This is a genomic window from Pseudomonas azerbaijanorientalis (assembly GCF_019139795.1).
GTDB lineage: Bacteria > Pseudomonadota > Gammaproteobacteria > Pseudomonadales > Pseudomonadaceae > Aquipseudomonas > Aquipseudomonas laurylsulfatiphila.
The window spans coordinates 1,903,223-1,928,287 of record NZ_CP077078.1 but is presented as its reverse complement, the minus strand read 5'-3'; the positions used below and the strand labels follow the sequence as shown (position 1 = coordinate 1,928,287).

Annotated in this window: 23 protein-coding genes and 1 pseudogene; 13 read left to right on the top strand and 11 right to left on the bottom strand. The window is 58.6% G+C overall.

The window, feature by feature from the left end:
- Positions 1 to 313 precede the first annotated feature (313 nt).
- The 8 genes from KSS91_RS08475 to KSS91_RS08440 all read left to right on the top strand — a co-directional run bounded on the left by KSS91_RS08475 (position 314) and on the right by KSS91_RS08440 (position 6,574).
- Positions 314 to 1,516 (top strand): PepSY-associated TM helix domain-containing protein, encoded by a 1,203-nt coding sequence (locus tag KSS91_RS08475; RefSeq protein WP_217837597.1) that lies wholly within the window; start codon positions 314 to 316, stop codon positions 1,514 to 1,516.
- The gene (locus KSS91_RS08470) at positions 1,513 to 2,055 is read left to right on the top strand and encodes a PA2404 family protein (protein ID WP_217837596.1); all 543 of its coding nucleotides are present in this window, start codon (positions 1,513 to 1,515) and stop codon (positions 2,053 to 2,055) included. Before KSS91_RS08475 ends, KSS91_RS08470 begins: the two co-directional genes overlap by 4 nt.
- Positions 2,052 to 2,381: a hypothetical protein gene (locus KSS91_RS08465; RefSeq protein WP_095968110.1), complete on the top strand. Its 330-nt coding sequence runs from the start codon at positions 2,052 to 2,054 to the stop codon at positions 2,379 to 2,381. Before KSS91_RS08470 ends, KSS91_RS08465 begins: the two co-directional genes overlap by 4 nt.
- Entirely contained in the window at positions 2,378 to 2,950 is a 573-nt protein-coding gene (locus KSS91_RS08460; protein WP_217837595.1) for a DUF6162 family protein, read from the top strand. Before KSS91_RS08465 ends, KSS91_RS08460 begins: the two co-directional genes overlap by 4 nt.
- Before the next feature lie 35 nt (positions 2,951 to 2,985).
- Positions 2,986 to 3,912 (top strand): metal ABC transporter substrate-binding protein, encoded by a 927-nt coding sequence (locus KSS91_RS08455; protein WP_217837594.1) that lies wholly within the window; start codon positions 2,986 to 2,988, stop codon positions 3,910 to 3,912.
- Positions 3,913 to 4,013: 101 nt separating this feature from the next.
- Positions 4,014 to 4,772, top strand: coding sequence for a metal ABC transporter ATP-binding protein (locus KSS91_RS08450; protein ID WP_217838377.1), 759 nt, complete (start codon positions 4,014 to 4,016; stop codon positions 4,770 to 4,772).
- Entirely contained in the window at positions 4,772 to 5,671 is a 900-nt protein-coding gene (locus tag KSS91_RS08445; RefSeq protein WP_095968106.1) for a metal ABC transporter permease, read from the top strand. The genes KSS91_RS08450 and KSS91_RS08445 overlap by 1 nt, the downstream gene beginning before the upstream one ends.
- Positions 5,672 to 6,574 (top strand): metal ABC transporter substrate-binding protein, encoded by a 903-nt coding sequence (locus KSS91_RS08440; protein ID WP_217837593.1) that lies wholly within the window; start codon positions 5,672 to 5,674, stop codon positions 6,572 to 6,574. It begins immediately after the preceding gene.
- 175 nt (positions 6,575 to 6,749) lie between these two features.
- Here the strand turns inward: KSS91_RS08440 and KSS91_RS08435 are convergent, their stop codons facing one another.
- The 4 genes from KSS91_RS08435 to KSS91_RS08420 form a co-directional block, all read right to left on the bottom strand.
- Positions 6,750 to 6,977 (bottom strand): MbtH family protein, encoded by a 228-nt coding sequence (locus KSS91_RS08435; RefSeq protein WP_217837592.1) that lies wholly within the window; start codon positions 6,975 to 6,977, stop codon positions 6,750 to 6,752.
- A gap of 81 nt (positions 6,978 to 7,058) precedes the next feature.
- Positions 7,059 to 8,459, bottom strand: a complete 1,401-nt coding sequence (locus tag KSS91_RS08430) for an aspartate aminotransferase family protein (protein WP_217837591.1) — start codon at positions 8,457 to 8,459, stop codon at positions 7,059 to 7,061.
- 198 nt (positions 8,460 to 8,657) lie between these two features.
- The gene (locus KSS91_RS08425; RefSeq protein WP_217837590.1) at positions 8,658 to 9,983 is read right to left on the bottom strand and encodes an ATP-binding protein; all 1,326 of its coding nucleotides are present in this window, start codon (positions 9,981 to 9,983) and stop codon (positions 8,658 to 8,660) included.
- Positions 9,980 to 10,660 (bottom strand): response regulator, encoded by a 681-nt coding sequence (locus KSS91_RS08420; RefSeq protein WP_015094094.1) that lies wholly within the window; start codon positions 10,658 to 10,660, stop codon positions 9,980 to 9,982. The genes KSS91_RS08425 and KSS91_RS08420 overlap by 4 nt, the downstream gene beginning before the upstream one ends.
- Positions 10,661 to 10,978: 318 nt before the next feature.
- On the opposite strand from KSS91_RS08420, the gene KSS91_RS08415 reads away from it, so the two are divergent.
- The 4 genes from KSS91_RS08415 (at position 10,979) to dsbG (ending at position 15,149) form a co-directional block, all read left to right on the top strand.
- A complete protein-coding gene (locus tag KSS91_RS08415) occupies positions 10,979 to 11,719 on the top strand; it encodes a hypothetical protein (RefSeq protein ID WP_217837589.1) in 741 nt (246 codons plus the stop codon).
- A gap of 96 nt (positions 11,720 to 11,815) precedes the next feature.
- Positions 11,816 to 13,552 carry a protein-disulfide reductase DsbD gene (gene dsbD / locus KSS91_RS08410; RefSeq protein ID WP_217837588.1) on the top strand — a complete coding sequence of 579 codons (1,737 nt, stop codon included), beginning with the start codon at positions 11,816 to 11,818 and terminating at the stop codon, positions 13,550 to 13,552.
- The gene (locus tag KSS91_RS08405; RefSeq protein WP_217837587.1) at positions 13,552 to 14,406 is read left to right on the top strand and encodes a TlpA disulfide reductase family protein; all 855 of its coding nucleotides are present in this window, start codon (positions 13,552 to 13,554) and stop codon (positions 14,404 to 14,406) included. Before dsbD ends, KSS91_RS08405 begins: the two co-directional genes overlap by 1 nt.
- Positions 14,382 to 15,149, top strand: coding sequence for a thiol:disulfide interchange protein DsbG (gene dsbG, locus KSS91_RS08400; RefSeq protein WP_217837586.1), 768 nt, complete (start codon positions 14,382 to 14,384; stop codon positions 15,147 to 15,149). The genes KSS91_RS08405 and dsbG overlap by 25 nt, the downstream gene beginning before the upstream one ends.
- A 96-nt stretch (positions 15,150 to 15,245) precedes the next feature.
- On the opposite strand, the gene KSS91_RS08395 is transcribed toward dsbG, so the two are convergent.
- A complete protein-coding gene (locus tag KSS91_RS08395; protein WP_217838486.1) occupies positions 15,246 to 16,643 on the bottom strand; it encodes a hypothetical protein in 1,398 nt (465 codons plus the stop codon).
- Between KSS91_RS08395 and KSS91_RS08390 the strand changes: the two genes are divergently transcribed.
- Complete coding sequence (locus KSS91_RS08390) at positions 16,587 to 17,609, top strand: IS110 family RNA-guided transposase (RefSeq protein WP_217838352.1); 1,023 nt, start codon at positions 16,587 to 16,589, stop codon at positions 17,607 to 17,609. The two genes, KSS91_RS08395 and KSS91_RS08390, sit on opposite strands and share 57 nt — an antisense overlap.
- Before the next feature lie 413 nt (positions 17,610 to 18,022).
- Here KSS91_RS08390 and KSS91_RS08385 read toward each other — a convergent pair whose 3' ends face one another.
- The 6 genes and pseudogenes from KSS91_RS08385 to KSS91_RS28110 all read right to left on the bottom strand — a co-directional run.
- Positions 18,023 to 18,835, bottom strand: coding sequence for an alpha/beta fold hydrolase (locus KSS91_RS08385; protein ID WP_217837585.1), 813 nt, complete (start codon positions 18,833 to 18,835; stop codon positions 18,023 to 18,025).
- A 269-nt stretch (positions 18,836 to 19,104) separates the two neighbouring features.
- On the bottom strand, positions 19,105 to 19,842 hold the full coding sequence (locus KSS91_RS08380) for a molecular chaperone (RefSeq protein ID WP_217837584.1): 738 nt from the start codon (positions 19,840 to 19,842) through the stop codon (positions 19,105 to 19,107).
- Positions 19,843 to 19,901: 59 nt separating this feature from the next.
- Complete coding sequence (locus KSS91_RS08375; protein WP_217837583.1) at positions 19,902 to 21,125, bottom strand: hypothetical protein; 1,224 nt, start codon at positions 21,123 to 21,125, stop codon at positions 19,902 to 19,904.
- A gap of 50 nt (positions 21,126 to 21,175) precedes the next feature.
- Positions 21,176 to 23,698, bottom strand: coding sequence for a TcfC E-set like domain-containing protein (locus KSS91_RS08370; protein ID WP_217837582.1), 2,523 nt, complete (start codon positions 23,696 to 23,698; stop codon positions 21,176 to 21,178).
- Between the two features lie 104 nt (positions 23,699 to 23,802).
- Entirely contained in the window at positions 23,803 to 24,300 is a 498-nt protein-coding gene (locus KSS91_RS08365; RefSeq protein ID WP_217837581.1) for a CS1 type fimbrial major subunit, read from the bottom strand.
- A gap of 366 nt (positions 24,301 to 24,666) precedes the next feature.
- Positions 24,667 to 24,867, bottom strand: a pseudogene (locus KSS91_RS28110) (group II intron reverse transcriptase/maturase); the annotation flags it as partial.
- Positions 24,868 to 25,065: the final 198 nt, after the last annotated feature.

Sequence of the window (25,065 nt, the reverse complement as noted above, 5' to 3'; positions counted from 1 at the left end):
GCGGGCTTGCTCGCGAAGGCGGTGTGTCAGGCAACATTGACTCTGAATGTGCCGTCCCCTTCGCGAGCAAGCCCGCTCCCACCGTTTGATCTTCAGTGAAGGTAAATCCTGCGGCCGGCCGTGCGCGGATTGCTGCCTTTCTGCCTATCGAGAAACATTTTCTTTCACTTCCCCTTTCGGGATTTCCTTTGCTCATCCGTCTTACCTAGATGCAGTCCTGTCGCGTAGGCAAAAGCCACGACTGGACCTTCAGGGCGCTCATCCCTGCGAAGTCCGCAGCCGAGCGGCCTCTCATCCAGGCAAGACCTTCAATATGTCAAAGAAATCCCGTTCAAAAATCTGGTTCCTGGTCCATAGCTGGCTGGCGCTGCCGATCTGGTTTTTCGTGCTGATCGTCTGCGTGACCGGCACCCTGGCGGTGATCAGCCAGGAAATCGTCTGGCTGGCCAACCCGCCCATGCGTGCCAGCCAGCCCTCGGACGATGCACCGCTGCTCAGCTATCAGCAGGTCATCGAGGCCCTCAACAAGGCCGAACCGCAGACCGTGGTGCAGAGCATCAGTCGGCCCGACGAGTCGCACTTCGCCCTGGATGTCGAAGTCAGCTATCCCGACGGACGCTCGGTGGTGATTTATGTCAATCCATACAGCGGCGTGATCCAGGGCGTCGCGCCGGAGTTCAACTTCCGCGCCTTCACCCGGGCGCTGCACGGCTGGTGGCTGGTGCCATTCACCAATGGCTACAGTTGGGGCTGGTACCTGGTGTCGTTTCTCGGCTTGCCGCTGCTGGTTTCGCTGGTGACCGGGCTGGTGGTCTACAAACGCTTCTGGAAAGGCTTTTTCCGCCCGACCTTGCGGATTCGCCACGGCGCGCGGATTTTCTGGGGCGACTTCCACCGCTTGAGCGGCATCTGGTCGATCTGGTTCATCGCGGTGATTTCCATCACCGGCACCTGGTTCCTGATCCAGGCCTTGCTGTTCGATAACCAGATTTCCATCTCCACGGAAAAGATCATTCCGGCGATGTCCCGCGAAGCGGTACCGCTATCGCCCGATGGGTCGCCCCCGCCGCGTATCGACCTTGATCGCGCAATTGAAATCGCCACGCAGAAAATCTCCGGGCTGCAAGCCAGCTTCGTCAGCCTGCCGGGCAATGCCTACAGTCATCTGGAGGTCGGGGGACGCGGTTGGTATCCACTGATGTTCCAGACCGCGACCCTCAACCCGTACAACGGCGAAATCGCCGCCTCGCGCCTGATTTCGGACCGTTCGACCCTGGAGTTCGTCACCGAGTCCATGCGCCCGCTGCACACCGGCGACTTCGGTGGCCTGTGGATCAAGCTGATCTGGGCGTTCTTCGGCCTGTTGCTGAGCATGATGGTGCTCAGCGGCTTGCTGATCTGGACCAAGCGCACGGCACTGGCGACGGCCAATGCCTTCAAGCGCAGCAACAGGAAACCGCGCAGCGCCACGGGGCAACCGGCCACCCGCAAGGAAACATCGGAGGCCAACCTGTGAGCAAAGACATTGCGGTCTCACAACCCTCGCGCTTGAACCTGCTCTGGCGCAAATGGCGCTTTCACCTGAACGTCCTGTTGCTGCTGATTCCGCTCGGTTTCATGCCCAAGTACTTCGCGGATGAAGCATTGATGCGTGGCGACAGCGGCCTGGGCGAACGCGAAGTCGGCGAAGTCCAGGTCGGCCCCTGGAGCCTGCGCCTGGCGGAGTTGCGCAACGCCGCACCCACGCTTGATGGCCCGGCCGGCTACATGAAAGGTTTCAACGCAGCACTGTGCGAAGCCTGTATCGGACAGGTCAAGGCCACTTACTTGCGCATCGGCAAACCCCGCAGCCTGCGCGCCGCCGGCGTGATTTTCTTCGGCACGCCGTACCGCATGGGCGCTTCACTGCCCGTCCCGGAAAAGACCACGGCCGACGCCGAGCTGTGGATCACCATGGAAGGCTGGGACGGCGCCATGCATCAGGCATCCATTCCTTTGAGCCAGGCCTCCCCCGCCACCATCGCCTGGCTGAACAAACAAGGAGGCAAACCATGATCAACCCGCTTCGTCCACTCAACACCCTGTTGCTGCTGCTCTGCGCCGGCTTCAGCGCCAGCGCCCTGGCCCACAACCCTATGTGCGAATGCAAGGCCATCGACGCCGAGCAGATCAAATGCACCGGTGGTTTTTCCGACGGCAGTGGCGCACCGGGCGTGACCCTCGATGTGATCGGCTACGACGAAACCATTCTGGTGCCTGGCAAACTCGGAGCCGATTCGACCCTGACGTTCAAGAAACCCGGCGCCGAGTTCTACGTGCTGTTCGACGCAGGCCCCGGTCACGTGGTGGAAATCGACCAGGCGGACATCCAGGCGCCATGAATACTTCAACGACCCAGGTCGTGCGCCCGGCGGGTGCCGGCCACGAAACCCTCTACGTCTTGCTGCTGTGCCTGATGATCCTTGCGGTCGCAGGTTCGGTGGTGCTCTGGCGCGGGGAGTCCGATGAGGTGAGCAGTGTCAACAGCCACCAACTGGATGCGCGCCGCGACCTCAGCGCTGCCGAGCAAGGCATCTACGCCGATTTGCGGGTGACGCTGGACGAGATTCATTTGCTGCGCCAGGAACAGCAAACCCTGCCGACTCCCGAGGCCCTCGCCGACGAGGGTTTTGCCCCGTTTGCCCGGGATGCCAGTTCCGTCAGCCGTGGCAGCCATGCCTGGCAATTGCTCAATGCCAAGGCCTACTTCGGCCAGAGCCAGACGCCGACGGTCGCTGGTTCATTCCTGATGCGCCTGACCGCCACCGATGACGCTCCGGACATCTGGCTCAACCGCGCCGGCACGCTCACCGCTCCGGCCGAACTCAGCGACAGCGCGCTCGAAAGCGCCGGCTGGCAACAGATCGTCGCGCAATTCGATGCCGGCGTGACCCGCCAGCACCGGCATTGAACCCTCGCCCTCACCCGAGAGAAGACCGCTTTCCCATGCCCATTTCATCTCAACGTTCTATCTTGCGCGTGCTGCTGATCGGCCTGCTGGCCTGCCTGCTGCCATCCTTCGCCTGTGCCGACGCAGCCAAGCGCCTGCGCATCGGCATCACCCTGCACCCTTATTACAGCTACGTGGCGAACATCGTCGGCGACAAGGCCGAAGTGGTGCCGCTGATTCCGGCCGGTTTCAACCCGCATGCCTACGAACCCCGCGCCGAAGACATCAAGCGCATCAGCGGGCTGGACGTGATCGTGCTCAACGGCGTAGGCCATGATGATTTCGCCGACCGCATGATCGCCGCCAGCGAAACCCCGAACGTGCCGGTGATCGAAGCCAATGAAAACGTGCCGCTGCTCGCCGCCACCGGTGTTGCCGCCCGCGGTGCCGGCAAAGTGGTGAACCCGCATACCTTCCTGTCGATCAGCGCCTCGATCGCCCAGGTCAACAACATCGCCCGGGAGCTGGGCAAGCTCGATCCGGCCAATGCCAAAACCTATACCGAGAACGCCCGCGCCTACGGCAAGCGCCTGCGCAAGATGCGCGCCGATGCCCTGGCCAAACTGACCCAGGCGCCGAACGCCGAGTTGCGCGTGGCCACGGTGCACGCCGCCTACGACTACCTGCTGCGCGAATTCGGCCTGGAAGTGACCGCCGTGGTCGAGCCGGCCCACGGCATCGAGCCGAGCCCGAGCCAGTTGAAAAAGACCATCGACCAACTGCGTGAGCTGGACGTGAAGGTGATCTTCTCGGAGATGGATTTTCCCTCCACTTACGTCGACACCATCCAGCGCGAATCCGGCGTGAAGCTGTATCCGCTGTCGCATATTTCCTACGGCGAATACACCGCCGACAAGTACGAAAAGGAAATGACCGGCAACCTCAACACCGTGGTGCGGGCGATTCAGGAGTCGGGGGCATGACTGCCAAGGAGATCATCAGTGCACAAAACCCCGTTCCAAGTGAATCCGAGTCCATTGTGGGAGCGGGCTTGCTCGCGAATGCGGACTGTAATTTGGCAATGATGCTGACTGACCCACCGCTTTCGCGAGCAAGCCCGCTCCCACAGGTTTCGGGGCCGACCCTGGATTTTGCCGACGTCAGCCTGACGCTGGGCCGCACGACGATCCTCGACAAGGTGACCTTCCAGGTCCGTCCCGGCAGCGTGCATGCGCTGGTCGGCCCCAACGGCGGCGGCAAGAGTTCGCTGATCAAGACCCTGCTCGGGCAAATGCCGCATCAGGGCCGCTTGAGCCTGCGGTGGTCGGCCGAGCCGGGAACCATTGGCTACGTGCCACAGGCGCTGGAGTTCGACCGGGGCTTGCCGATGACCGTCGACGATTTCATGGCTGCCATGTGCCAGCGTCGCCCGGCCTTTCTCGGTTTGAGCAAACATTACGCGACGGCGATTGGCGAGGCCCTTGAACGGGTCGGCATGCAGGACAAGCGCAAGCGCCGCATGGGTGCGTTGTCCGGCGGCGAACGCCAGCGGGTGTTGCTGGCCCAGGGGCTGATTCCGCCTCCGCAACTGCTGGTACTCGACGAGCCGATGTCGGCCCTCGATGAGGCCGGGATCCAGGTGTTCGAACGTCTGCTCGGCGACTGGCGAGCGGCGGGCATCACCGTGCTGTGGATCGAGCACGACCTGGAAGCGGTCGGGCGCCTGGCCGATCACGTCACCGGCCTCAATCGCCGCGTGCTGTTCGACGCCACGCCGCAACAGGCACTGACGCCGGAGCGCCTGCTGACGCTGTTCTCGACTCACCCACGGAGCCTTGCCTGATGAGTTACGAAGCTTTTCGCTTGATGGTCCAGGGTTGGGCATCGTCGGGTTATCTGCCTGAGGCGCTGGCCTATGGATTTGTGGTCAATGCGCTGCTTGCCGGCCTGCTGATCGGCCCGGTGCTGGGCGGCCTGGGTACGCTGGTGGTGGTCAAGCGCTTCGCGTTTTTCTCCGAAGCCGTCGGCCATGCCGCGTTGACCGGCGTGGCCATCGGCATTTTGCTCGGCGAACCCTACACCGGTCCCTACGGCAGTCTGTTCGGCTACTGCCTGCTGTTCGGCATTTTGCTCAACTACCTGCGCAACCGCACCGGCCTGGCACCGGACACCTTGATCGGTGTGTTCCTCTCGGTGTCGCTCGCCTTGGGCGCCAGCCTGTTGTTGATTCTGGCGGGCAAGATCAACGTGCACATCCTGGAAAACGTGCTGTTCGGTTCGGTGCTGACGGTCAACGGCAATGACCTGCTGGTGCTGGCCATCGTCGGTTCGCTGGTGATGGCCCTGGCTTTGCCCTTGTACAACCGCATCATGCTCGCCAGCTTCAATCCGCAACTGGCGGCGGTGCGCGGGGTGGCGGTGAAGGCCCTGGATTATCTGTTCGTGATTCTGGTGACGCTTATCACCGTCGCCGCGGTGAAGGTCATCGGGGCAATTCTGGTCGGCGCGCTGCTGGTGATTCCGGCAGCGGCAGCACGTTTGCTCAGCCAATCGCTGAAGGGCTTTTTCTGGTGTTCGGTGCTGATCGCCACCGTCAGCACACTGTGCGGGATTCTCGCGCCGATCGTCTTCGACCTGCCGATTCCATCCGGCGCCGCGATCATCCTCGTGGCCGGTATCGCCTTCGCCCTGGCCGCCATTGCGCGCGGCATCGTCCCCAGCCTGAAAGGGAACCTTGGATAAATGATTTTTTCTCTGCGCCAACTGACCCTCGCGGTGGCCCTGTGCGGGCTGACCGCCACGACCTTCGCCGCAGACAACGGCAAACCGCTGCGCGTGCTGGCCTCTTTGCCGATCACTTATGGTCTGGGTGAAGTGTTGCTCAAAGGCACCGATGTCAGCCTCGAACGTGCCGCGCCGGCCAATCTGCCCGGCAGCCGCCAGACCGCCTACTTCACTGGCCGAGGTGCCCCGGCGCTGGCCCAGCTGGCGAAGGATGCCGATGCGGTGATCGGCCTGCGTTCACTCTGGCCGGATGACCCGCTGTACCCGATCTCCCGGCGCAGCAATATCCGTATCGTCGAAGTCGATGCCGCCCGCCCGGTGGACGGCGCCCTGCCGGGCATCGCCGTGCAGCCGGGCAACAGGGTCGACGGCTTCAACAGCCAGCCGTGGTTTTCCAGTAACAACATGGGCCGCATGGCCGACGTGATGGCGGCGGACCTGGTACGCCTGGCCCCCGAGGCCAAGCCGAAGATCGACGCCAACCTGGCAGCCCTCAAGCAACGCTTGCTCAAGCTCAGCGCCGCCAGCGAAGCACGGCTGGCGACGGCCGATAACCTCAGTGTGATGAGCCTCAGCGATCATTTCGGCTACCTGATTGGCAGTCTCAATCTGGAGTTGATCGGCCAGGACCCACGCCCCGATGCCGAGTGGACAACCGATGCGCTCAAGCAGTTGGGCACAACGCTCAAGGACAACGATGTGGCGGTAGTGTTGCATCACCGGCAGCCTTCGGATGCTGTGAAAGCGGTGATTACCGAATCGGGTAGCCGGTTGGTGGTGTTGAGCACCGATGCCGGGGATCCGGTGGCGGAGCTGGAGGGGAATATGGATCTGGTCATCAAGGGGCTTAGTGGCGTGTAACCTCAGTAGGACCGCGTTATCGTTCTTCGCGAGCAAGCCCGCTCCCACATTGGAAATGCGGTCCCCTGTGGGAGCGGGCTTGCTCGCGAAGGCGGCCTGACAGACAACACAAAATCCCGATATGAAAAAGCCCGCTGACCTTACCGGCTCAGCGGGCTCTTTTATGGGTGACGGATCAGTTCGCCACAGCCGCCTGCTCATCCATCTTCTGGCGCAGACTCAACGGACGCATGTCAGTCCAGGTCTCTTCGATATAGACCAGGCATTCCTTTTTCAGCCCGCTTTTACCCACGGTGCGCCAGCCCTGAGGTACGGCTTTGTAATCAGGCCAGATCGAGTATTGCTCTTCATGGTTGACCACGACCTGAAAGAGGATGTCCTCGCGGTCGAATACTGAAGTCATGCTGTCTCTCCATCGATGTTGGGCGGGCTGCGCCGTGTGCGCAGCCGTTATGTAGAAGGAACGTTACGCGGCGCAAAAAATTTACAGATCGCGGGTGGCAGCAGCCAGAGCCCGGCCGAAAATCCCGGCCACCTGATCGATTTCCGCAGCGCTGATCACTAGTGGCGGCAGGAAGCGCACCACCGCGCCATGGCGGCCACCGAGTTCCAGAATCAAGCCACGCTTGAGGCATTCGCGCTGTACCAGGGGGGCCAGGCGGGCGAACGCCGGCGGGTGACCCTGGGCATCCAGTGCGCCCGTCGGATCGACCAGTTCGACACCGAGCATCAAGCCACGCCCACGAATATCACCCAGTTGCGGGAAGTCCCGTTGCAGAATGCGCAGGTGCTCGGCCAGGCGCTCGCCCATGGCGGCGGCATGCTCACAGACTTTGTGTTCGACCAGATAGCGCATCACTGCTGAACCGGCGGCCATGGCCATCTGGTTGCCACGGAAGGTCCCGGCGTGGGCGCCCGGCAGCCAGGTGTCGAGCCACTCGCGGTAGACCACCACCGCCAGCGGCAGGCTGCCGCCGATGGCCTTGGACATCACCACGACATCGGGAATGATCCCGGCGTGCTCGAAAGCAAACATCTTGCCGGTACGGGCAAACCCGCTCTGGATTTCATCGACGATCAGTGCGACGCCCGCCTTTTCGGTGATCCGCCGCACACCGCGCAACCAGTCCAGGTCGGCCGGGATCACCCCACCCTCGCCCTGCACCACTTCCACGATTACCGCCGCCGGCAACTGCACACCGGACTCGGGGTCGTTGAGCAGGTTTTCCAGATAACTCAGGTTGGCTTTCACCCCTTGCGCACCGCCCAGCCCGAACGGGCAGCGATAATCGTAAGGGTACGGCATGAACTGCACGCCGCTGCCGAGCAAGGCGCCCAGCGGCTTTTTCGGCCCGAGGCTGCCCATCAGGCTCAGCGCGCCCTGGCTCATGCCGTGATACCCGCCCTGGAACGAGATCACGGTGCTGCGGCCAGTGGCGGTACGCACCAGCTTCAGGGCGGCTTCCACGGCATCGGTGCCCGTGGGACCGCAGAACTGGATCTTCGCTTCAGCGGCCAGGGCAGGCGGCAGCAGGCCGAACAGGTCCTGGACGAACTGATCCTTGACCGGGGTGGTCAGGTCCAGGGTGTGCAGCGGCAGTTCATCGGTCAGCACTTGCTGGATGGCCTGGATCACCACCGGGTGGTTGTGCCCCAGTGCCAGGGTCCCGGCACCAGCCAGGCAGTCGATGAACGTGCGGCCTTCGACGTCTTCGACATAAATCCCCTTGGCGCGCTTGAGCGCCAGGGGAATGCGTCGCGGATAGCTGCGGGCGTTTGATTCCTGCTGGCTCTGGCGGGCCAGCAATGGCGATTCATTGAATTGATAAAGCGTCTCGGCGGACGTCGCCGGCTGATCTTCGATAAGGCTGGTAGCGACTGACATCTCTCGACCCCTCAATACGGTTTTCCTGTTCTGGAAACGCATCAGCGGGGTGAGGATTTAGGCGGATGGAGAGAAGATACATCTGATCCTTTGTGGGAGCGGGCTTGCTCGCGAAGGCGGCGTTACAGTCGACATTGATGTTGAATGTAATGGCCTCTTCGCGAGCAAGCCCGCTCCCACAGGGTTTTGTGGTGTTTTTCAGGTTGGTTGCAGCGGCATCGTCAGCTCGACCCGCAAGCCGTCCGGTCGGCTATCGAAATGCAGCGTACAACCGCAACGCTGAACGATCGCCTGGACGATCGCCAGCCCCAGGCCGCAACCCGTGCTATGGCCGTTGCGCCAGAAGCGTTGGGTCAAGTGCTGCAAATCCTCTTCGGCAATCCCCGGCCCATGATCGCGCACCACAAACTGCACACGATTGCCGGTGGTTTCCAGGCTCAACTCCACCGCTTTGTCGGTGGGAGTGTGGCGCAGTGCGTTGTCGAGCAAGTTGCGCAGCGCGGCGATCGACAGCACGGCGGGCATTTGTACTGGCGCAGCGGAGACCTTGCCCGGCGCCTGAAACCTGATGCGCTGGCGATCACCGCTCGCGGCATCCTGGATCGCCAGTTTTGCCACTTGCTCGGCGTTGCACTGCACACCGTCGTCAAACGACAGGCTGCCCTCGACCCGCGCCAGCAACAGCAATTGCTCGAGGGTGCGGTGCATGCGATCCGCCCCCTCTTCGGCGCGCGCCAGGGATTGGTCCCGGGCGCTGCCGTCGGTCATGCGCGCCACTTGCAGGTGGGTCTTGATTGCGGTCAGCGGGCTGCGCAACTCATGGGCCGCGTCACCGGTCAGGCGACGTTCGCGCTCGATGGTCTTGCCGATACGCTGGAGCAACTGGTTCTGGGTTTCCAGCAAGGGTTGCAGCTCGCTGGGCAATGGCTGGATCTGCAAGGGTTCCAGGGAGTCGGCGCTGCGGCGCATCAAGGCGTCGCGCATGCGGTTGAGCGGCGCCAGCCCCTGGCCGATGCCCAGCCAGAGCAGGCACAGGCAACCGAGCAGCGCCACGCCCACCGGTACCGAAGCGGCCAGCAGGATCGACATGTTCAACGCCTCACGCTCAATCTGCCGGTCGGCAGTGGTAATGCGCAAATCGCCCCGGGCCAGTGTGAAACTGCGCCACGGCGCGCCGTCGATCATCTGATCGTGAAAACCCAGCTTCTCGGCCTCCAGAGTCTGCTGCGGATCGGTGTGGCTGCGGGCAAGGATTTCACCGCGCAGCGAGCTGACCTGGCACGCCATGCCACCCGGTATGTTCAGTTGTTCGGCGCTGAAGTGGGTGCCCTCGCCCTTGCTCGGCAGGGGTGGCAGTTGCTCCATCAGGCCGGCGACCATGCGTGCCGACGCCACCAGGCGCTGGTCGAGGGAAAACATCATTTGATTGCGCAAATCGCTGAGCATCCAGGCTGCGGCCAGGGCCCAGATCAGCGCAAAAGCGGCGCCGAGCGTCAGGCTCAGGCGCAGACGCAGACTCATCACTTCGATTCTTCTCCGCCATCAGCCGGCCCCAGGCGATAGCCCAGGCCGCGCACGGTCTCGACAATGCCATTGCCGAGTTTGCGCCGCAGGTGATGGATATGAACGTTGAGGGCATTGCTTTCCAGCTCGTCGTTGAAACCGTAGACGCTGTCCTTCAGTTGCTCGGTGGACAGCACCCGGCCACGGTTATGCAACAAGGCTTGCAGCAGCGACTGCTCGCGACGCGAGAGATCCACAGGCTGGCCGGCGAGTTTGGTTTCGCGGCTGCTCGGGTCGTAGGTCAGGGCGCCGTGTTCGATCAGGTTGACGCTGCGCCCCGCCACCCGTCGCAACAGCGTGTGCAGGCGCGCAGCGAGTTCGCGCAGGTCGAAGGGTTTGAGCAGGTAATCATCGGCACCGGCTTGCAGGCCATCGACGCGGTCGGTGACCGAATCCCGCGCGGTGAGGATCAAAACCGGCAACTCCAGGCCCTGATGGCGCAACTGCTGCAGCAGCTTGAGGCCATCTTCGTCCGGCAGCCCAAGGTCGAGCACCATGACATCGAATTCCGCGACCCTGAGCATGGCCCGGGCAGCGGACGCCGTGGCCACGTGCTCCACGGTCAGGCCCTGGGCGGTCAGGCCGGCAACGATGCCGCTGGCGATCAGCTCATCGTCTTCGCAAACCAGTACGTGCATGACAGCTCCATGGTTAAAAACATGAGTCAAACAGCAGTGGATTAAGGTGCAATTATGGCAAGGGCATTGGCTGACGAACAGCATGGGGGTGATGTCGATCGAGCCCAGCCCTGGATGACAGCGTATTTCGTGACACTACAATTTTGGCAGCACTGCATCCAGCTTATCTAACGGCGTTATTTAAAGAGGAAATAAACAGCCACCAAATACACATTTAAAACATTCTTCAAAAGAAGCTAAATTCACGCTCGCTCAGATAAGAACCCCCATAAAACCCTAACCATTTTAGAACCCAAAACATCTGAAAGGAATCAGACCATGTCAAAACCAAAAGAGTTTATTGCCGTTGATTGGCGCTCCGAAAAAGACCGATTCTATTTCTTCTTCAAAGACAGCAACACATACACTCGATTTGATATTAGCGACAACAAAGTCCCTGACGATTATCCCACCGAAGTCAAGCCCAGCAATTGGGACAGTTTTCACGCCAACGCCAAGAATCTGCGGTTCGGGTTCACCACTACCAATCTGCTGAGTGAAAGCCAGTGGAGTGTCGACGAAGACTTCCTGTGGCTTTTCTATTACGAAGGCCATACACCAATGGTTTGCAAATACGATCAAAACGATGACAAGGTCATAAGGAATTACCGCGTTGCAGATTCGGAATGGCGCAAGATACTTCCCTATTTCGATCGTATCGTCGCAGGCACATGGTGGCGTACTTTTGCCCCGGGAAATAGCGGGAAGTTTCGCTTTCTCATGAACGATGGTAATTCACTGCTGCTGGATTGGAATCTACCGCAGCGCCCCCCGCATATTAACGAGGGGATACACGAGTTGAAACTTGAACCCATCACCGATGCGACATGGCCTGGCCTGGAACCTTACAAACATCGGATCATGACGGCCGTACAAAACGATCGGACGCTTGCCGACAGTTACCTCTATATCTTCCTGACTGATAACGAATACATCACCTACAACATTCAAGAAAACAAAGTCGAATACGGCCCGTACGAAGTCAACAACGTCACCTGGCCAGGACTGTTACGCGACTGAGCTGCTGGGCCAGTGGCGGAACTGCGCGGCGGTTAATCATCGGTTAATCGCCGCCGCACATTGTGCACCTCACCTGCACTGAGCCAAGGTTTTTCCATGCGTCGACTGTTTTTGTTTTTTGTTCTCTTGATCTCGGGTCTGGCCCAGGCGGGAACCAATCCGTTCGAAACCAATCCTGACTTTCTTCCGGTCGGCAAAGCCTTCATTTTTACTTCCGAACGCCTGGAATCCGGTGAAACCCAGCTGTTCTGGCAGATTGCCGACGGCTATTACCTGTATCAGAAGCGCCTGAAATTCGATGGCCTGCCGGAACAGCACAAACCCGTGCTACCGGAGGGCGAGGCCCACAGCGACGAGTTTTTCGGTGAGCAGCAGGTTTATCGACAAGGCCTGGAGCTGAAAATCCCTGCCGGGGCCAGTGGCCAGATCAAGGTGGGCTTCCAGGGCTGTGCGGATGCCGGCTTGTGTTATCCACCGCAAACCCAGGTCGTAAACCTGGGCGACAGTGCCACAGTCAATTCAGCCACCGAAGCGCCGGACCAAGCCTTGGCCAGCGACCTGCAACAACGGGCGCTGGGCTGGAGCCTGCTGGTGTTCTTCGGTCTGGGCCTGCTGCTGGCCTTCACCCCTTGCTCACTGCCGATGCTGCCGATTCTGGCCGGGCTGATCGTCGGCAGCGGCGCCTCGCCCAAGCGTGGTTTCGCCCTGGCCGGCAGTTACGTGGTCAGCATGGCGCTGGTGTATGCGGCGATGGGTGTCCTGGCCGCCTCCCTGGGGGCGAACCTGCAAGCCTGGTTGCAGAACCCCTGGCTGCTGGGCAGTTTCGCGGTGATTTTCGTGTTGCTGGCGCTGCCGATGTTCGGCTACTTCGAGCTGCAATTGCCGGTGGCCGTGCGGGATCGCCTGGAAAACGTTTCGCGCAATCAGCGCGGCGGAAGCCTGGTCGGCGCGGGTGTGCTGGGTGCGTTGTCGGGGTTGTTGGTCGGCCCATGCATGACCGCACCACTGGCCGGCGCGCTGCTGTACATCGCGCAAAGCGGTAACGCGTTGCATGGCGGATTGATTCTGTTCGCCCTGGGCATCGGCATCGGTGTGCCGCTGCTGTTGCTGGTGACCGTTGGCAATCGCTTCATGCCCAAGCCGGGTGCGTGGATGAACCTGGTCAAAGGCATTTTCGGCTTCCTGTTCCTCGCCACGGCGCTGCTGATGTTGCGCCCGGTGCTGGATGACTCGTTGTGGGTCGGCCTGTGCGGGGCGTTGTTGCTGATTGCGGCGTACAGTGCCTGGAAACAGTCGGATGGCTTCGGTCGCACTGCTCACCTGTTTGGTGCCAGCTCGTTGCTGCTCGGCTTGTGGGGCAGTCTGTTGATGATCGGTGCGGCCGGCGGCAGTGATGATCTGCTCAAGCCGTTACAAGTCTTCCGCGCGTCCAGTTCCGCCGTCGCTGCCATGCCGACCGGCCACGACGCCTTCACTACGATCAAGGACCCGGCTGCACTGCAAAGGGAGCTCGATGTGGCGCAGGCTCAGGGCCAGTGGGTGCTGCTGGATTACTACGCCGACTGGTGTGTGTCATGCAAAGTCATGGAAAAGCAGGTCTTCGGCAAACCCCAAGTGCTTGAAGCCTTGAGCGATGTGCGCTTGCTCCGCCTGGACGTCACCGCCGACAATGCCGCCAGCCGCGAGTTGCTCGGCCGTTACAAAGTGCCAGGGCCACCGAGCCTGCTGTGGATTGGTGCTGACGGTGAAGAACGGCGCAGCCAGCGCATCACCGGCGAGGTCGATGCCGACACTTTCCTGCAACGCTGGATCACCACCCGAGACGCCCGTTGATGCTGACCTTCACCCTCGGCACCTTTGCCATCGCGCTCAATCACCTGCTGCTGATCAGCGCGTTGGCGCTGGCCACTTTTGTCGGCTGGCGGGTGGCCAAGCGCGGCGGAGAAAACCCCGAGTCTGCGCTGTTCAGTCTGTTCCTGCTGGGCATGCTGGCGGCCCGGATCGGTTTCGTTGCGGTCTATTGGGCGCACTACCGCAATGATCCGTGGCAGATCATCGACCTGCGCGATGGCGGTTTTCTCGCCTGGCCGGGGGTGATTGTCGTGCTGCTCGCCACGCTGTATCGCGGCTGGCGTCGCCCGGGTTTGCGCCGCCCACTGGGCTTTGGCGCGGCGAGCGGCCTGGCGTTCTGGTTGTTGGCAACGTTCTCCCTGTCGATTTATGAACAAGGCACACGCCTGCCGGAAATCGCCCTGCGCAACGCCGCCGGCGAAACCGTGCAACTGGCCGACTACAAGGGCGGCCCGTTGGTGATCAATCTCTGGGCCACCTGGTGCCCGCCGTGCCGCCGGGAAATGCCGGTGCTGGAAAGCGCCCAGCAACAACGTCCGGACCTGACGTTCCTATTCGTCAATCAGGCGGAAAGCATGCAAAGCGTCGCGACCTTTCTGGAAACCCAGGGCCTGAGCCTGTCCAACGTGCTGTTCGACGGCGGCGGGCGACTGAGCCAGGCCGTAGGTTCCATGGCATTACCGACTACGCTGTTCTACAGCCCCGAAGGTCGCCTGCTGGGCAGCCATCTGGGTGAGCTGTCAAACGCCAGCCTGGCTCGCGCACTGGAAAACTTCGACACCGTACCCGCCACCTCTTCAAGGAAACTGCCATGCCCCGCCTCCGCCACCTGCTGACCCTGAGCCTCGGTGCTGCCCTATTGCACCTGCCGTCGGTGCAGGCCGAAGAGTTGCCCGATGCGATCAGGAAAATCGAGGCCAAGGGCGCGAAAATCGTCGGCCAGTTCGAAGCCCCCGACGGCTTGCGCGGGTATGCCGCGCAATACCAGGGCCGCGGCATGGCGCTGTACCTGACACCGGACGGTAAACACGTGCTACTGGGCAACCTGTACGACGCCGAGGGCAATGACCTGAGCAGCGCGCCATTGCAGAAACTGGTGTATGCGCCGATGGCCAAGGAAGTCTGGGCCAAGTTCGAAACCAGCAACTGGATCGGTGACGGCAAGAAGGATGCGCCGCGCGTGGTGTACCTGTTCAGTGACCCGAACTGCCCGTACTGCAACATGTTCTGGGAACAGGCCCGGCCGTGGGTCAAGGCCGGCAAGGTGCAGTTGCGCCACATCATGGTGGGCATCATCCGCGAAGACAGCCCAGGGAAATCAGCCGCACTGCTGGCCGCCAAAGACCCGGAAAAAGCCCTGCAGGACCACGAAGCCGCCGGCAAGGGCAGCTCGCTCAAGGCCTTGAAGGAAGTGCCGCCAGCGGTTCAGGCAAAACTTGCGGCCAACATGCAATTGATGGAAGAGCTGGAGCTGCAGGCGACACCGGCGATTTTCTACATGGATGCCAAAGGTGAGTTGCAACAGCAGCAGGGCGCGCCTTCGCCGGACAAGCTGGTGAAGATCCTTGGACCAAAGTGACTTCAAGCGATCGCAGGGTGATGTACGGGTGCAATAGAAACAAGTGAGTGCACCCCGGAAAAGCAGGTGCACTCAGCACTCATCCAAACCTCCCTGTTAAATCGTGTTGGGCACCCCAAGGTGCCAAATTGTCAAAGAATCAATAGAACTGTGCCTGGTGCTACGGATATCAATTCGAGTAATGAAATCGCCCTTGACCGCTTCGAATTCGACCCATGCTGAGGAGTTAACTTCGCGTTCCCCGAGCCGCTTACCGTGCTCATCAAAGAAGGTGAAGCTGACACTGTTATCACCATGGCTTGAGCTAGCGAACTTGACTCGTGTGCACTTCCACTTCAAACGTATGTATGCGGATTGAGGTGTTCCCGTTCCACCACCACAAACCACAGCCAGTGACTTACCCTCTACCATACCTGGCTCCAACTCGCCTTCTGTTCTGACGAGATGAAGTCCTATGCGCGCAGCTGAATCACCGGCGGCTTGAAGTGTCAGGAGACGAGTGTCGATAACTCTACCTGGCAGCTGAAACTCTTTGGTGGGGTATGAATCAAAGTTATCTGACTCGCTTCGCTCCGGGTCCACCCTCAGCATTACCGAGGTCCCAGGCTTAAATTCATGAGCGTTTTCTGGCAATGAAGTTGCGATCGGGGCCGGGTTTGCAAGCTCTGGATCGGATCCGTCAAAGATGACCCCACATTGGGCGGACAACTGTGATCGGTCGTTAAATGCCGCCATCCAGTTTCGGGAAAGTGTGAATTCAAACAAATACCTGTCATGGGCTTCCGCCTCGGTGACGACATGATCATAGGCCAACCAAGTGAGTACCTCCGAAGACTCGGACGCCTGACCAGTAACGTAGACAAACAATCGCTGCTCCGCCTGGATAAAAGGCCACGCCTTCACCCCGACCGTTTCATCGCCAATGAAGTCGTCCATTTTCAATTGCCAATGGAATTCGGAAATTGCGGCGTGAACAAAGACAGGCAGTGAACTCTTGAGGTCCTCTTTCTTGAGACCCTGTATGCCCAACTCCAGGATCTCTGATGACCTGTGCTGGCCGCCTACTTTAGCCGTGTACCAGATCAATACGGTGTGCCCAATACAGGTCCCTATCCGTTGCCAGGGAATATCGATCTCGACAGTTCCGCTGACACTGCCCTTTTTTTTAATGGGCAGGAACCTGGGCTCATCCTGGCCTTTGATTTCCCAATTCAGCGTGATTGTCGTTTCTTCCATCCCCTCAAAAGTGATGGTCGCAACTGAGCCTTCAATGGCATCCATGGGGTCCAATACGCGGTTGCCTTGCGCATGCTTTATGATTGCAATCGGCAATCTATTGGTGCCGTTACCCGGTTTAATGAGATGGTCAGCCTGACCGAGAAGCCCTGCAGGTTTACGCTTGCAGGGCTTTTCTCGTTTTCGGCCGGAGGATCTCTCATGAACACGATGACGCTTCTCGGTATCGACATCGGCAAACACAGTTTCCACTTGCATGGCCAGGACTCTAAAGGCCACCAGGTCTTGCGCAAAAAAACCAACCGCGGCCAATTGCTCAGTACATTGGCCCAGCTACCGGCCTGCACGGTGGTGATGGAGTCGTGCGGCGGCGCCCACTGGCTGGCTCGACAGATCGGTGCGTTGGGCCACGAGGTGAAGCTGATCGCTCCGCAGTACGTCAAACCATTCGTCAAAGGCAACAAAAACGACTTCATTGATGCCGAAGCGATTTGCGAGGCGGCGAGCCGCCCCGCCATGCGCTTCTGCTCGATCAAAACCGCAGAGCAGCAAACGCTTTCAGCCCTGCATCGGGTCCGTGAATCATTGATTGGCCATCGCACAGTGGCGACCAACCAGATTCATGGCTTTCTGCTGGAGTTCGGGATCAGCCTGCCTATTGGAGTCGCTGCGTTGCACCGCGTGCCAGCGCTGCTGGACGATCCACAACACCCCGTTCCAGTACGCCTGAAGGGTGTGGTGATGCGTCTTCATCGTCAAATTCAACAGCTCAATGATGAAATCAAGGACATCGAGTCCGACCTGAAACAGCAGTTGAAAGAAGATGATGCCGGGAGTCGTCTGCAGAGTATTCCAGGTATTGGTCCCATCACCGCCAGCGCGGTATTGGCCGATGTGGGCGATACGTCGAACTATCGAAGTGGTCGTGATTTTGCCGCTTCACTAGGGCTGGTGCCGAAACAGTACTCAACGGGTGGCAAGACGGTGCTGCAGGGGATCAGCAAACGTGGCGACAAGCACATACGCCAACTGCTGGTGCAGGGCGCGCGGGCCCTCATGCAGCATATCGATAAGCGGGAAGATGCCCTTGGGCCTTGGGTTCGAGAACTGCTAACGCGTCGACACGCCAATGTTGTCGCCTGCGCGCTGGCGAACAAACTGGCGCGAATCGTGTGGGCGGTACTGGCCAAAGGCGGCCAGTACGCCCCACATCCGAACGTTTGAACCTACAGCTTTACCACCGGCTTTTGCGACGTCACTGACTGATGACAGTAAACGGCATATGGCCCGACTGAGAACCTGGCACAAAAATCAGCTTTAGAGGCTGACGGTTTTTTCAGGACAGTCGGGAGCGGCTACTCATCGAGGGCCGAGCGTTGTTACAGCAACGCTCACAACGAGCCCGAATACATTAGCGCAAGCCAGCTTTACCGAAAACAGCCAAAGAGGTTGCAGGAGACGGGCTGACCATACATTTTTGTTTAGACATGATTTGCCCTCCCAGACAGTGACTAAAACCGTCAGACCTGAACAGGAAGTTCAAGGGCCGCGATAAACTAAACATCTGAATGGAAGATGCAGCAACTGTAAGAAATGACAGTTCATTAGACTAAAAAGAAATGACTCGACCAAAGACACTAAGTTCTCGCTGTCAGGAATTGCAGCAGAGCAGCGGTGACGAAACCTGAATTTTCCAGATTGGAAATATGCCCAGCCTCTGGCACCAGCACACACGGGCAACCAATCAACTCGGCCATTTGACGGGCTTCACTCGGTGGCCGAGGCTTGTCCTGATCGCCGCACATCACCAATGTGGTCGCTGCGTCCAGTTCGCCCAGACGCAATAGCTGGTCATCCCGCCCAAATGTAATCCGCCCCATTGGCACGATGCTTTCACGCAGGCGATCCGAGGGTTGAGCCGCCAGGGAAGCACGAAAATCCCGGTAGAGCGCCGACTGTGGATCAATGCCCGGCCGGAAGAAAATCGGCACCACGATATCCAGCAGCGCTGGAATGATGACACCCGCCTCTTCGATCTGCTTCAACAGTGAAAAGTAATACTGGCGAGTCGGTTCCGGTTCAACGCCGAGGTAGGTGTCCATCAACACCAGGCCATTGAGCCGGTGCGCTGCCGACAGCGCCAGGCGCACGCCCCACATGCCGCCGACCGACAGGCCGACCAGAGTGACCCGCTCGATGTCCAGATGATCGAGCAAGACCAGAGCCTGACGCGCAAGGTCATCCAGCGACGTCGTACCGACAGGCAATGGCCCGGATTGGCCGTGTCCCCACAGGTCCAGGGCTATCACACGATACTGTTGCGACAGCGCGGCGATCTGCGGTGCCCACATGGCCTGGTCCCACAGGTAACTACCGGCCAGCAGTACCGTCGGGCCGCTGCCTTGATCGATGTAGTGAAGGGGTTGTCCATCTATGGTTACGTAGGGCATCGACTGTCTCCGCGAGTAAAAATGGAGCCGAAAGACTGAGTGGCTGACAGTCCCTCGTCAATCGCTGGAGTGTGTGCGTTTGTGCCCCCGCCTTCGCGAGCGAGCTTGCGAGCCAGGATCACCAAACCGCCGGCAAGGGCGAGTTGCAGTGTCGCCGGACAAGTTGTCGAATATTTTCAGGTCAAAATGACTAATGCCACATGAATGGGAAATCCGCCCCCGAAAGCAAGCGTGGCCATAGTCAAATGACAGTGGCCACGCAAACCGAACTATCCCTTCACCTGCACAGGTGTCTTCTTTTCGTCCTCGATCAGGTTATAGCGATAGACTCGACCCGCTTGTTTGTCGAACGCGAAATCATGACCTGGAATCAAGTGGACTTTTCTGGTCGGCTGGCAATCATCTTCGTTTTTCGCCGAACAATCCTTGAAGGAATCGATGACAACTACACTATTGCCATTGTTTTTCACTTGATAAGCATTGGCAGTGTTATCGATCTTGGTATCAAAACGGATAACGCTTGGTCGAACAAAGAACACCATGCCATAACCGGCCATTACGTTGAAACCGGCAGACATTTCCTTTTCATACGTTTCACGCTCAGTGTCCGAGACGGCGAACTTGTCTTCTTTTTCGGGAACAACGGGTAAAAAACGAACGCGAAAATAGCGCTCTTTACTCCGATCGCCGGTATACAGCAGGCGAGTACCCTGAGTTCCTTTGGCCGGTACGATTAGCCTGGCCGGGCTAGCGACCAGACCGTCTCGGGTACTGCCATCGACACTCTTCAAGGGCTCTTCGCGGGAGTTTCCATTCTGCTGATAAAAAATCTCCTTGATCTCGATCTTGACGAAGGCCGTTGAAGTACCACCATTATGAATACGTTTCAGATAGGTACTTTGATCGCCCTTCATAAAGTCATAGAAGCTACCAATTTGCAGGCTGGGGCCGGCGTGCGCGCACAGACTGAAGAAAAACGTGCACAACAACATATAAATGGATTTCATGAGATATAGCCTCGTACTGGGACAACAGTCTGAGTAAGCCTCAGACTTTGCTACTGCGATTAGATATCGGAATCAAAAGTTATATTAACGGTTCCTCGATAACTGCTATCGTCGTGCATTGTTGCAACTGAATCTTGCTGCACTTCAAAATGCAGCAGGCTGGGTTGTCGAGTGGGCAAACCTGCTGGCTTCAGATGCTCCAGGCCGGCACCACCTATCTTCAGTGGACGCCGTGCAACCGGCTGGTCTGCATCGTCAACCCAAGGACTTGGCAGGCTGACACTGATATCGACAGGTACTTCGTGGGTACCGTTGTTTATCAGACAGGTTCCAACTCCCGGTTGACTGCAGCTGAGGTCCATTTTAAACGGCGAAGAAGTCAAGATAAAAAACCGCAAGTCACCCAGTATTTTCTCGGGGCGTCTTCCATGGGTGATCCACTCCATCCAGCCGCCCTTGGGTGCCAGGGCAACACTGTCGGCGGACATTTTGACGTTGACGTCCTGCTTTACCGCCAGGTTCAAATTGAATGTCATTGAAGGGTCACTGGCAGTCAGTCCGCCCATGTCAAAGTCGCTACCTATGGAATAGGTATACGAACCCTCATAGTTACCACTTATCAGTTGCTCCGGTCGAACAGCCCGCAACTCATAATGTACATCGAGCCTTTGCAAGGACATGCCGGGAATTTCATAGTCTCGAGAATATCTTGGGCAAGTAGTAACGTTCTCAGGTGTCAACCAGAACGCGCTAAAATCTGTGCCATTACCCCACGCACCTTGGCCAGTTCCGTTTACTGATTGACAAGGAGGAATTGCCTGAGCCCATGAGGGAGCCCAGAGAATGGCATGATACCCAAAATCAGTCTCGCCCCCCGGATGGCCGATTATCTCTTGCGCTGTTTTACTCAAGCGATAACGGGTTCCCACTCCGGCAATGCGAATTTGAATGTCCGCCGTTGCGCCAGGAATACTCGAATGTGCAACAGTAAATGTGCGCCATGTCGCCGGGATACCAAATGGGATCACCTGTCCGACGGGAATGCTCCCTGACGACTGGAAACTGATGTTAAAGCTGTCGCTTCGAATTTTTCGGGTGTTACATGTATTCGGATACTCCGTACAGAACCCGCTAGCAGGTGTGTTATTGATAATCTCCGCGCTTCCCGGATTAAGCGGATCCGGCTTGATCTCGGCTTGCACCTCCAATACAGCGGCATTGGCTAAACTTGCAAACCCGCAAAGTGCCGATCCTAGCACCAGACGGTTGAGTAACTTGTTCATTTGACTGTCCTGTGTACGCCATGTTCTGACTGCTTTTGTATAAGTGCCCATCAACTGGCCTTCTCAGACTTATAAGCAGCTTCGGCCAAGGTGTCCGGATGACACCGCAGATCCCCTACCATCAGCACATCATTCTCTCGACGCTGGGAGGCTGGATCGAGCCTGAACTGGCATAACAACTGACTGTCGTGCCGCACTTCGAGTGTAGGAGAATTCTCGCTAAGTTCCATGGAAAAGAATCCATCGACTTCGCTGACACCACGACTGGCATGGTTGATGACGTGATGGCCTTTCAACGGTTTTCCACCGGCATCCAACAGGCGCCCCATCACGGTCACGGTCTTCAGAATGCGCACCTGACGATAATCCACCCCTCCCTTGTTCAAGTGATAGGTGGTGCGCGCAGGCTGGATTGCCGCCGCGGGCACATCGGTGCCCTTGAAATCAAAATTCACCGTGCCGTTCTTGTACGCCGAAACGGGAATGAAATTGCGCCCCGGCCGCAATGTGGCGTGGGTACCAGCGAAGTCATCGGCCCGCAGCTCGATATCATCGAGATCGCTCTCGACATCGACGATCATTCCCGCCTCTCCGGTCGAGGCCTGGCTACTCATTACGAGTTTTTTGCCACTGACCGCCAAAGTGCTGTCCAGATTCAAACCGCCGCTGATCTGACCGTTGTAGGAAGAGCGTTGCGCATGCATCGAACCGCTGACCTGGTCAGTCTTGAAATCAGCCGTGCCCGCCTGACCTGTCCCGTACACATCCTTGCTGACGGTTGCAGAAACACTTTGCAGGACGTGATCCTCGAGGTCGCGACGATAGGTGACGGACGCGTTGGGATCGCGTCCACCGTCACGCGATGTACGTTGACCAACACTACCGCTCACCTGGTGACCGTCGGAACCCAGTGCCATGCGCAGGCTGATATCGATCCCGCGGTTTCGCTGGTCGGCAGTGCCAACCGTGCCTGGTCGATCGAACACCGCCACGCGCCAGTCGGCGCGGTTGCCGAACAACTGTGCGTTGCGGGTCCAGCTCAGGTCGATGCCCACGCCTTCGGAATAACCCTGACTTTGGGAGACTTGCGCGCTGACCGAGCTCTTGCTGTTCAAGCGCTGACTCACCGATAGCGATGTATTGCTGGTTTGTCCGTTGTAGGTGTTGCGTTGACGGATGTGTGTCCCGTCCGGCAGCACTTCGTAAGTATTACGGGTGTCCAGCCAGCTGCGCTGATGGCGCAACACCAGACTGCCGCCGTTGTAGCGATGCACACCTTGCACCTCCATCCCCGTGCCTTCGCCCTTGGTCTGGGAAAGGCTGGTGTAAAGGGACGTTTTCTCGCCCACCGTCCAGTCGGCAGAGGTGCCCAATTGCATCTGCTCCTTGACCTGACGGGCGGAAAGCCCCAGGACAACTCGCGGATGCAGCAAGAAGTTAAAGGCCGCGCCTGCCGTCAGTTCACCGTCATCGCGCTCCTGCCAATTGCTGAGCAGTTTGCTCTCGCGACCGGCGAACAGGTTGTAGCGCCAGCGATTTTCCGGGTTGCGCCAGTTAGTGGGCTTGTAAATAAGCGCCGAAGTGGTGGTAATCACTTGACCATCTTCGACCACCCGTACTTCCACTTCGTAGATCCCGCCGGGCAGCGGACGTGTATCGAGCGCCTGCAGACCGCTTGCCACCTGCTGACTGTTGATCAGCACACCGTTGCGATAGATTTCCACCATCGCCTGGCGGTTGGCGGTCACCGTAATGGGATAGAGACTGGGGTTGGCGTTGTCGATTGCCAGACTGTCGGAACTGCCGTACATCAGGCCCATTACCGTGTCGGGACCTTGCCCGATGGTGCGCACAGACCGAGTCAGACCTTGGGCACTGGGCGTGAAATACCCGGCACGAATGAAGTTGCCCTCCAGTTCCCGCTGGGTATGCAACTCATGGACAGCATGCTTGATGCCCGTATCGGTTCCTGACATGCGCGACAGTTGAGCATTGAACGTGTTCGTCCAGTTGCCCAGGCTCGCAGTTGCCTCCAGGCCATAACGGCCGGCGATACTCTGCTGCTGACCGCCGCTGATGTTCAGTTGATTGCGCACAATCATACCGTGGCTGCCGCCTTCAGGCTGATCATGAAACTGTCGGGTTTGCGGATCGCGCTCGGCGTTCTCCGTCACCAACGACACCATCGAGTCTTCCAGACTGTAGTAAACCGACTGCAATTGCCGAGGACAGCCACTTTTACAGGCACCCAAGGCCACACCCTGCGTCAGGAAAGCGGCCCACTCATCACGCTCGCTCGAAGTAAGGTCACTGTTGCGTGTATCCGTAAAGTTGATCAGCGTCACTCGCTCATCGCGGGTCAACAAGATCATGGCTTCGCCCAGGAACTGTCGGTCGACTTCAACTCGAACAGCCAATGGAACATCAAAAAAGAATTCATGAAACTCTGCAGGCAAACCTTCAGCCTGCTGGAGCAAACTTATGGACCTGTTCGCAGGCTGGCTTTCACTGGCAAGCGCGCCTGCGCAAAAAATAAGCGCAAGCGCTCCTGCGATAGGAGTCATCGGAAACATTGATCAATATCTCAAGTTAGCGCTTGCACGTGCAAGAAAGAATGCGGCCGGTTGCGCCGGCCACATAAAGGACTTACTGTTAGCTGGAACTTATCCAACAATCATCAAGGCGCGTCGAACATCACACGAACGAATCCGGTGTAGTTACCTTCCTTATAATCGCCGACTGTAGGTGGGATTGGCTCAATGCTCAGGGGGGCGATGACTTCAACTTTCGCAGCATCAGCAGCGAAAACTTCTTTTTCGCTGCCATCAGTCAAATCAACGTCATTAAACTTGACGGTCAACTGAATATCATCTTCGCCAGAGGTGATGAACGCCGGGTCCATCAGAGTTGCCTTGATGGCAGGAGCTGTGCCAATGGAAACGTTGCTTTTCACCTTGAAGTTACGGCTGATGCCTTTCAGCGTGGAAGTGTCAATATCCCAGGCCAATTGCTGAGGCTTTTGTACAGTATCGAGATTGGATGGCTGCACATAGAAGTCGCTGCTCGGAATATCAGCGTAGACTTCAATGGTGTGAGTTTGTGGAACAGCCATGGCAGCCGAGGAAACAAAAGCCAAAGCAAGCACCGGGGCAGAAATTGCAATTTTCTTGAACATTGGAATTACCTTTAAGCATCTGATTAATAGTGCGTGCTTCGGCCAAGCGACAAAAGTCAGGCACCGGGTTATTGATCAACACCAGTAAATATGGTGTTGGGTTTCAACGGCGCGCATCTTCTCGTTTTCCGTAGGATCGGTATGCAAGATCTGTCCGAACATCCTGTAGGATAAATCCCTGCACTTGAAAAACCTTCGCGTGCGAATAATGAAAGAGGCCCGAGTGCCGCTGGCCCGTTGCGCAAGTGTTGTCGGAGAGTGTTTTGAAGCTCTTCAGGGATGTCGGGAAGCGTTCAGCGAGGAGACAGGGCGGTAGATCCCGGGGATGTACCGGGGCTGAAAGAGATCTTTTATGTGTAAATCAACCGGTGCGCCCTTGTTTCTGGCAAGTACCCGCTCCATCAGCGTGTCCGGCTCCGCGTTCGTCCACGTCACTGACGCCGCCGATGTCTTCGCACCACCAACCGAAAACACCGGATTCCGTCCGTGACTTGGGGTGGCAGCCCTCTTGTGGAGAGATTTCTGCTTTTCGACATTCGACGAGACTCTAACGCCTACTGACGGCATAACCTGTTCGCCCCTTCATCACCCCAGTTTCAGTGACTACAACGGCTTCGACTGACTTCTGCTCGTTCATCCCGGCGCTCTCGACGCTCGCTAGCACAGTGGCAAACGAGCAGGACACCCTTTCCTCTGGTTAACACTTCCCCTTGCCGGTTGTGTAGAGGACTTTCACCTCCAAGTCACCAGCGAGGCCACCACAGC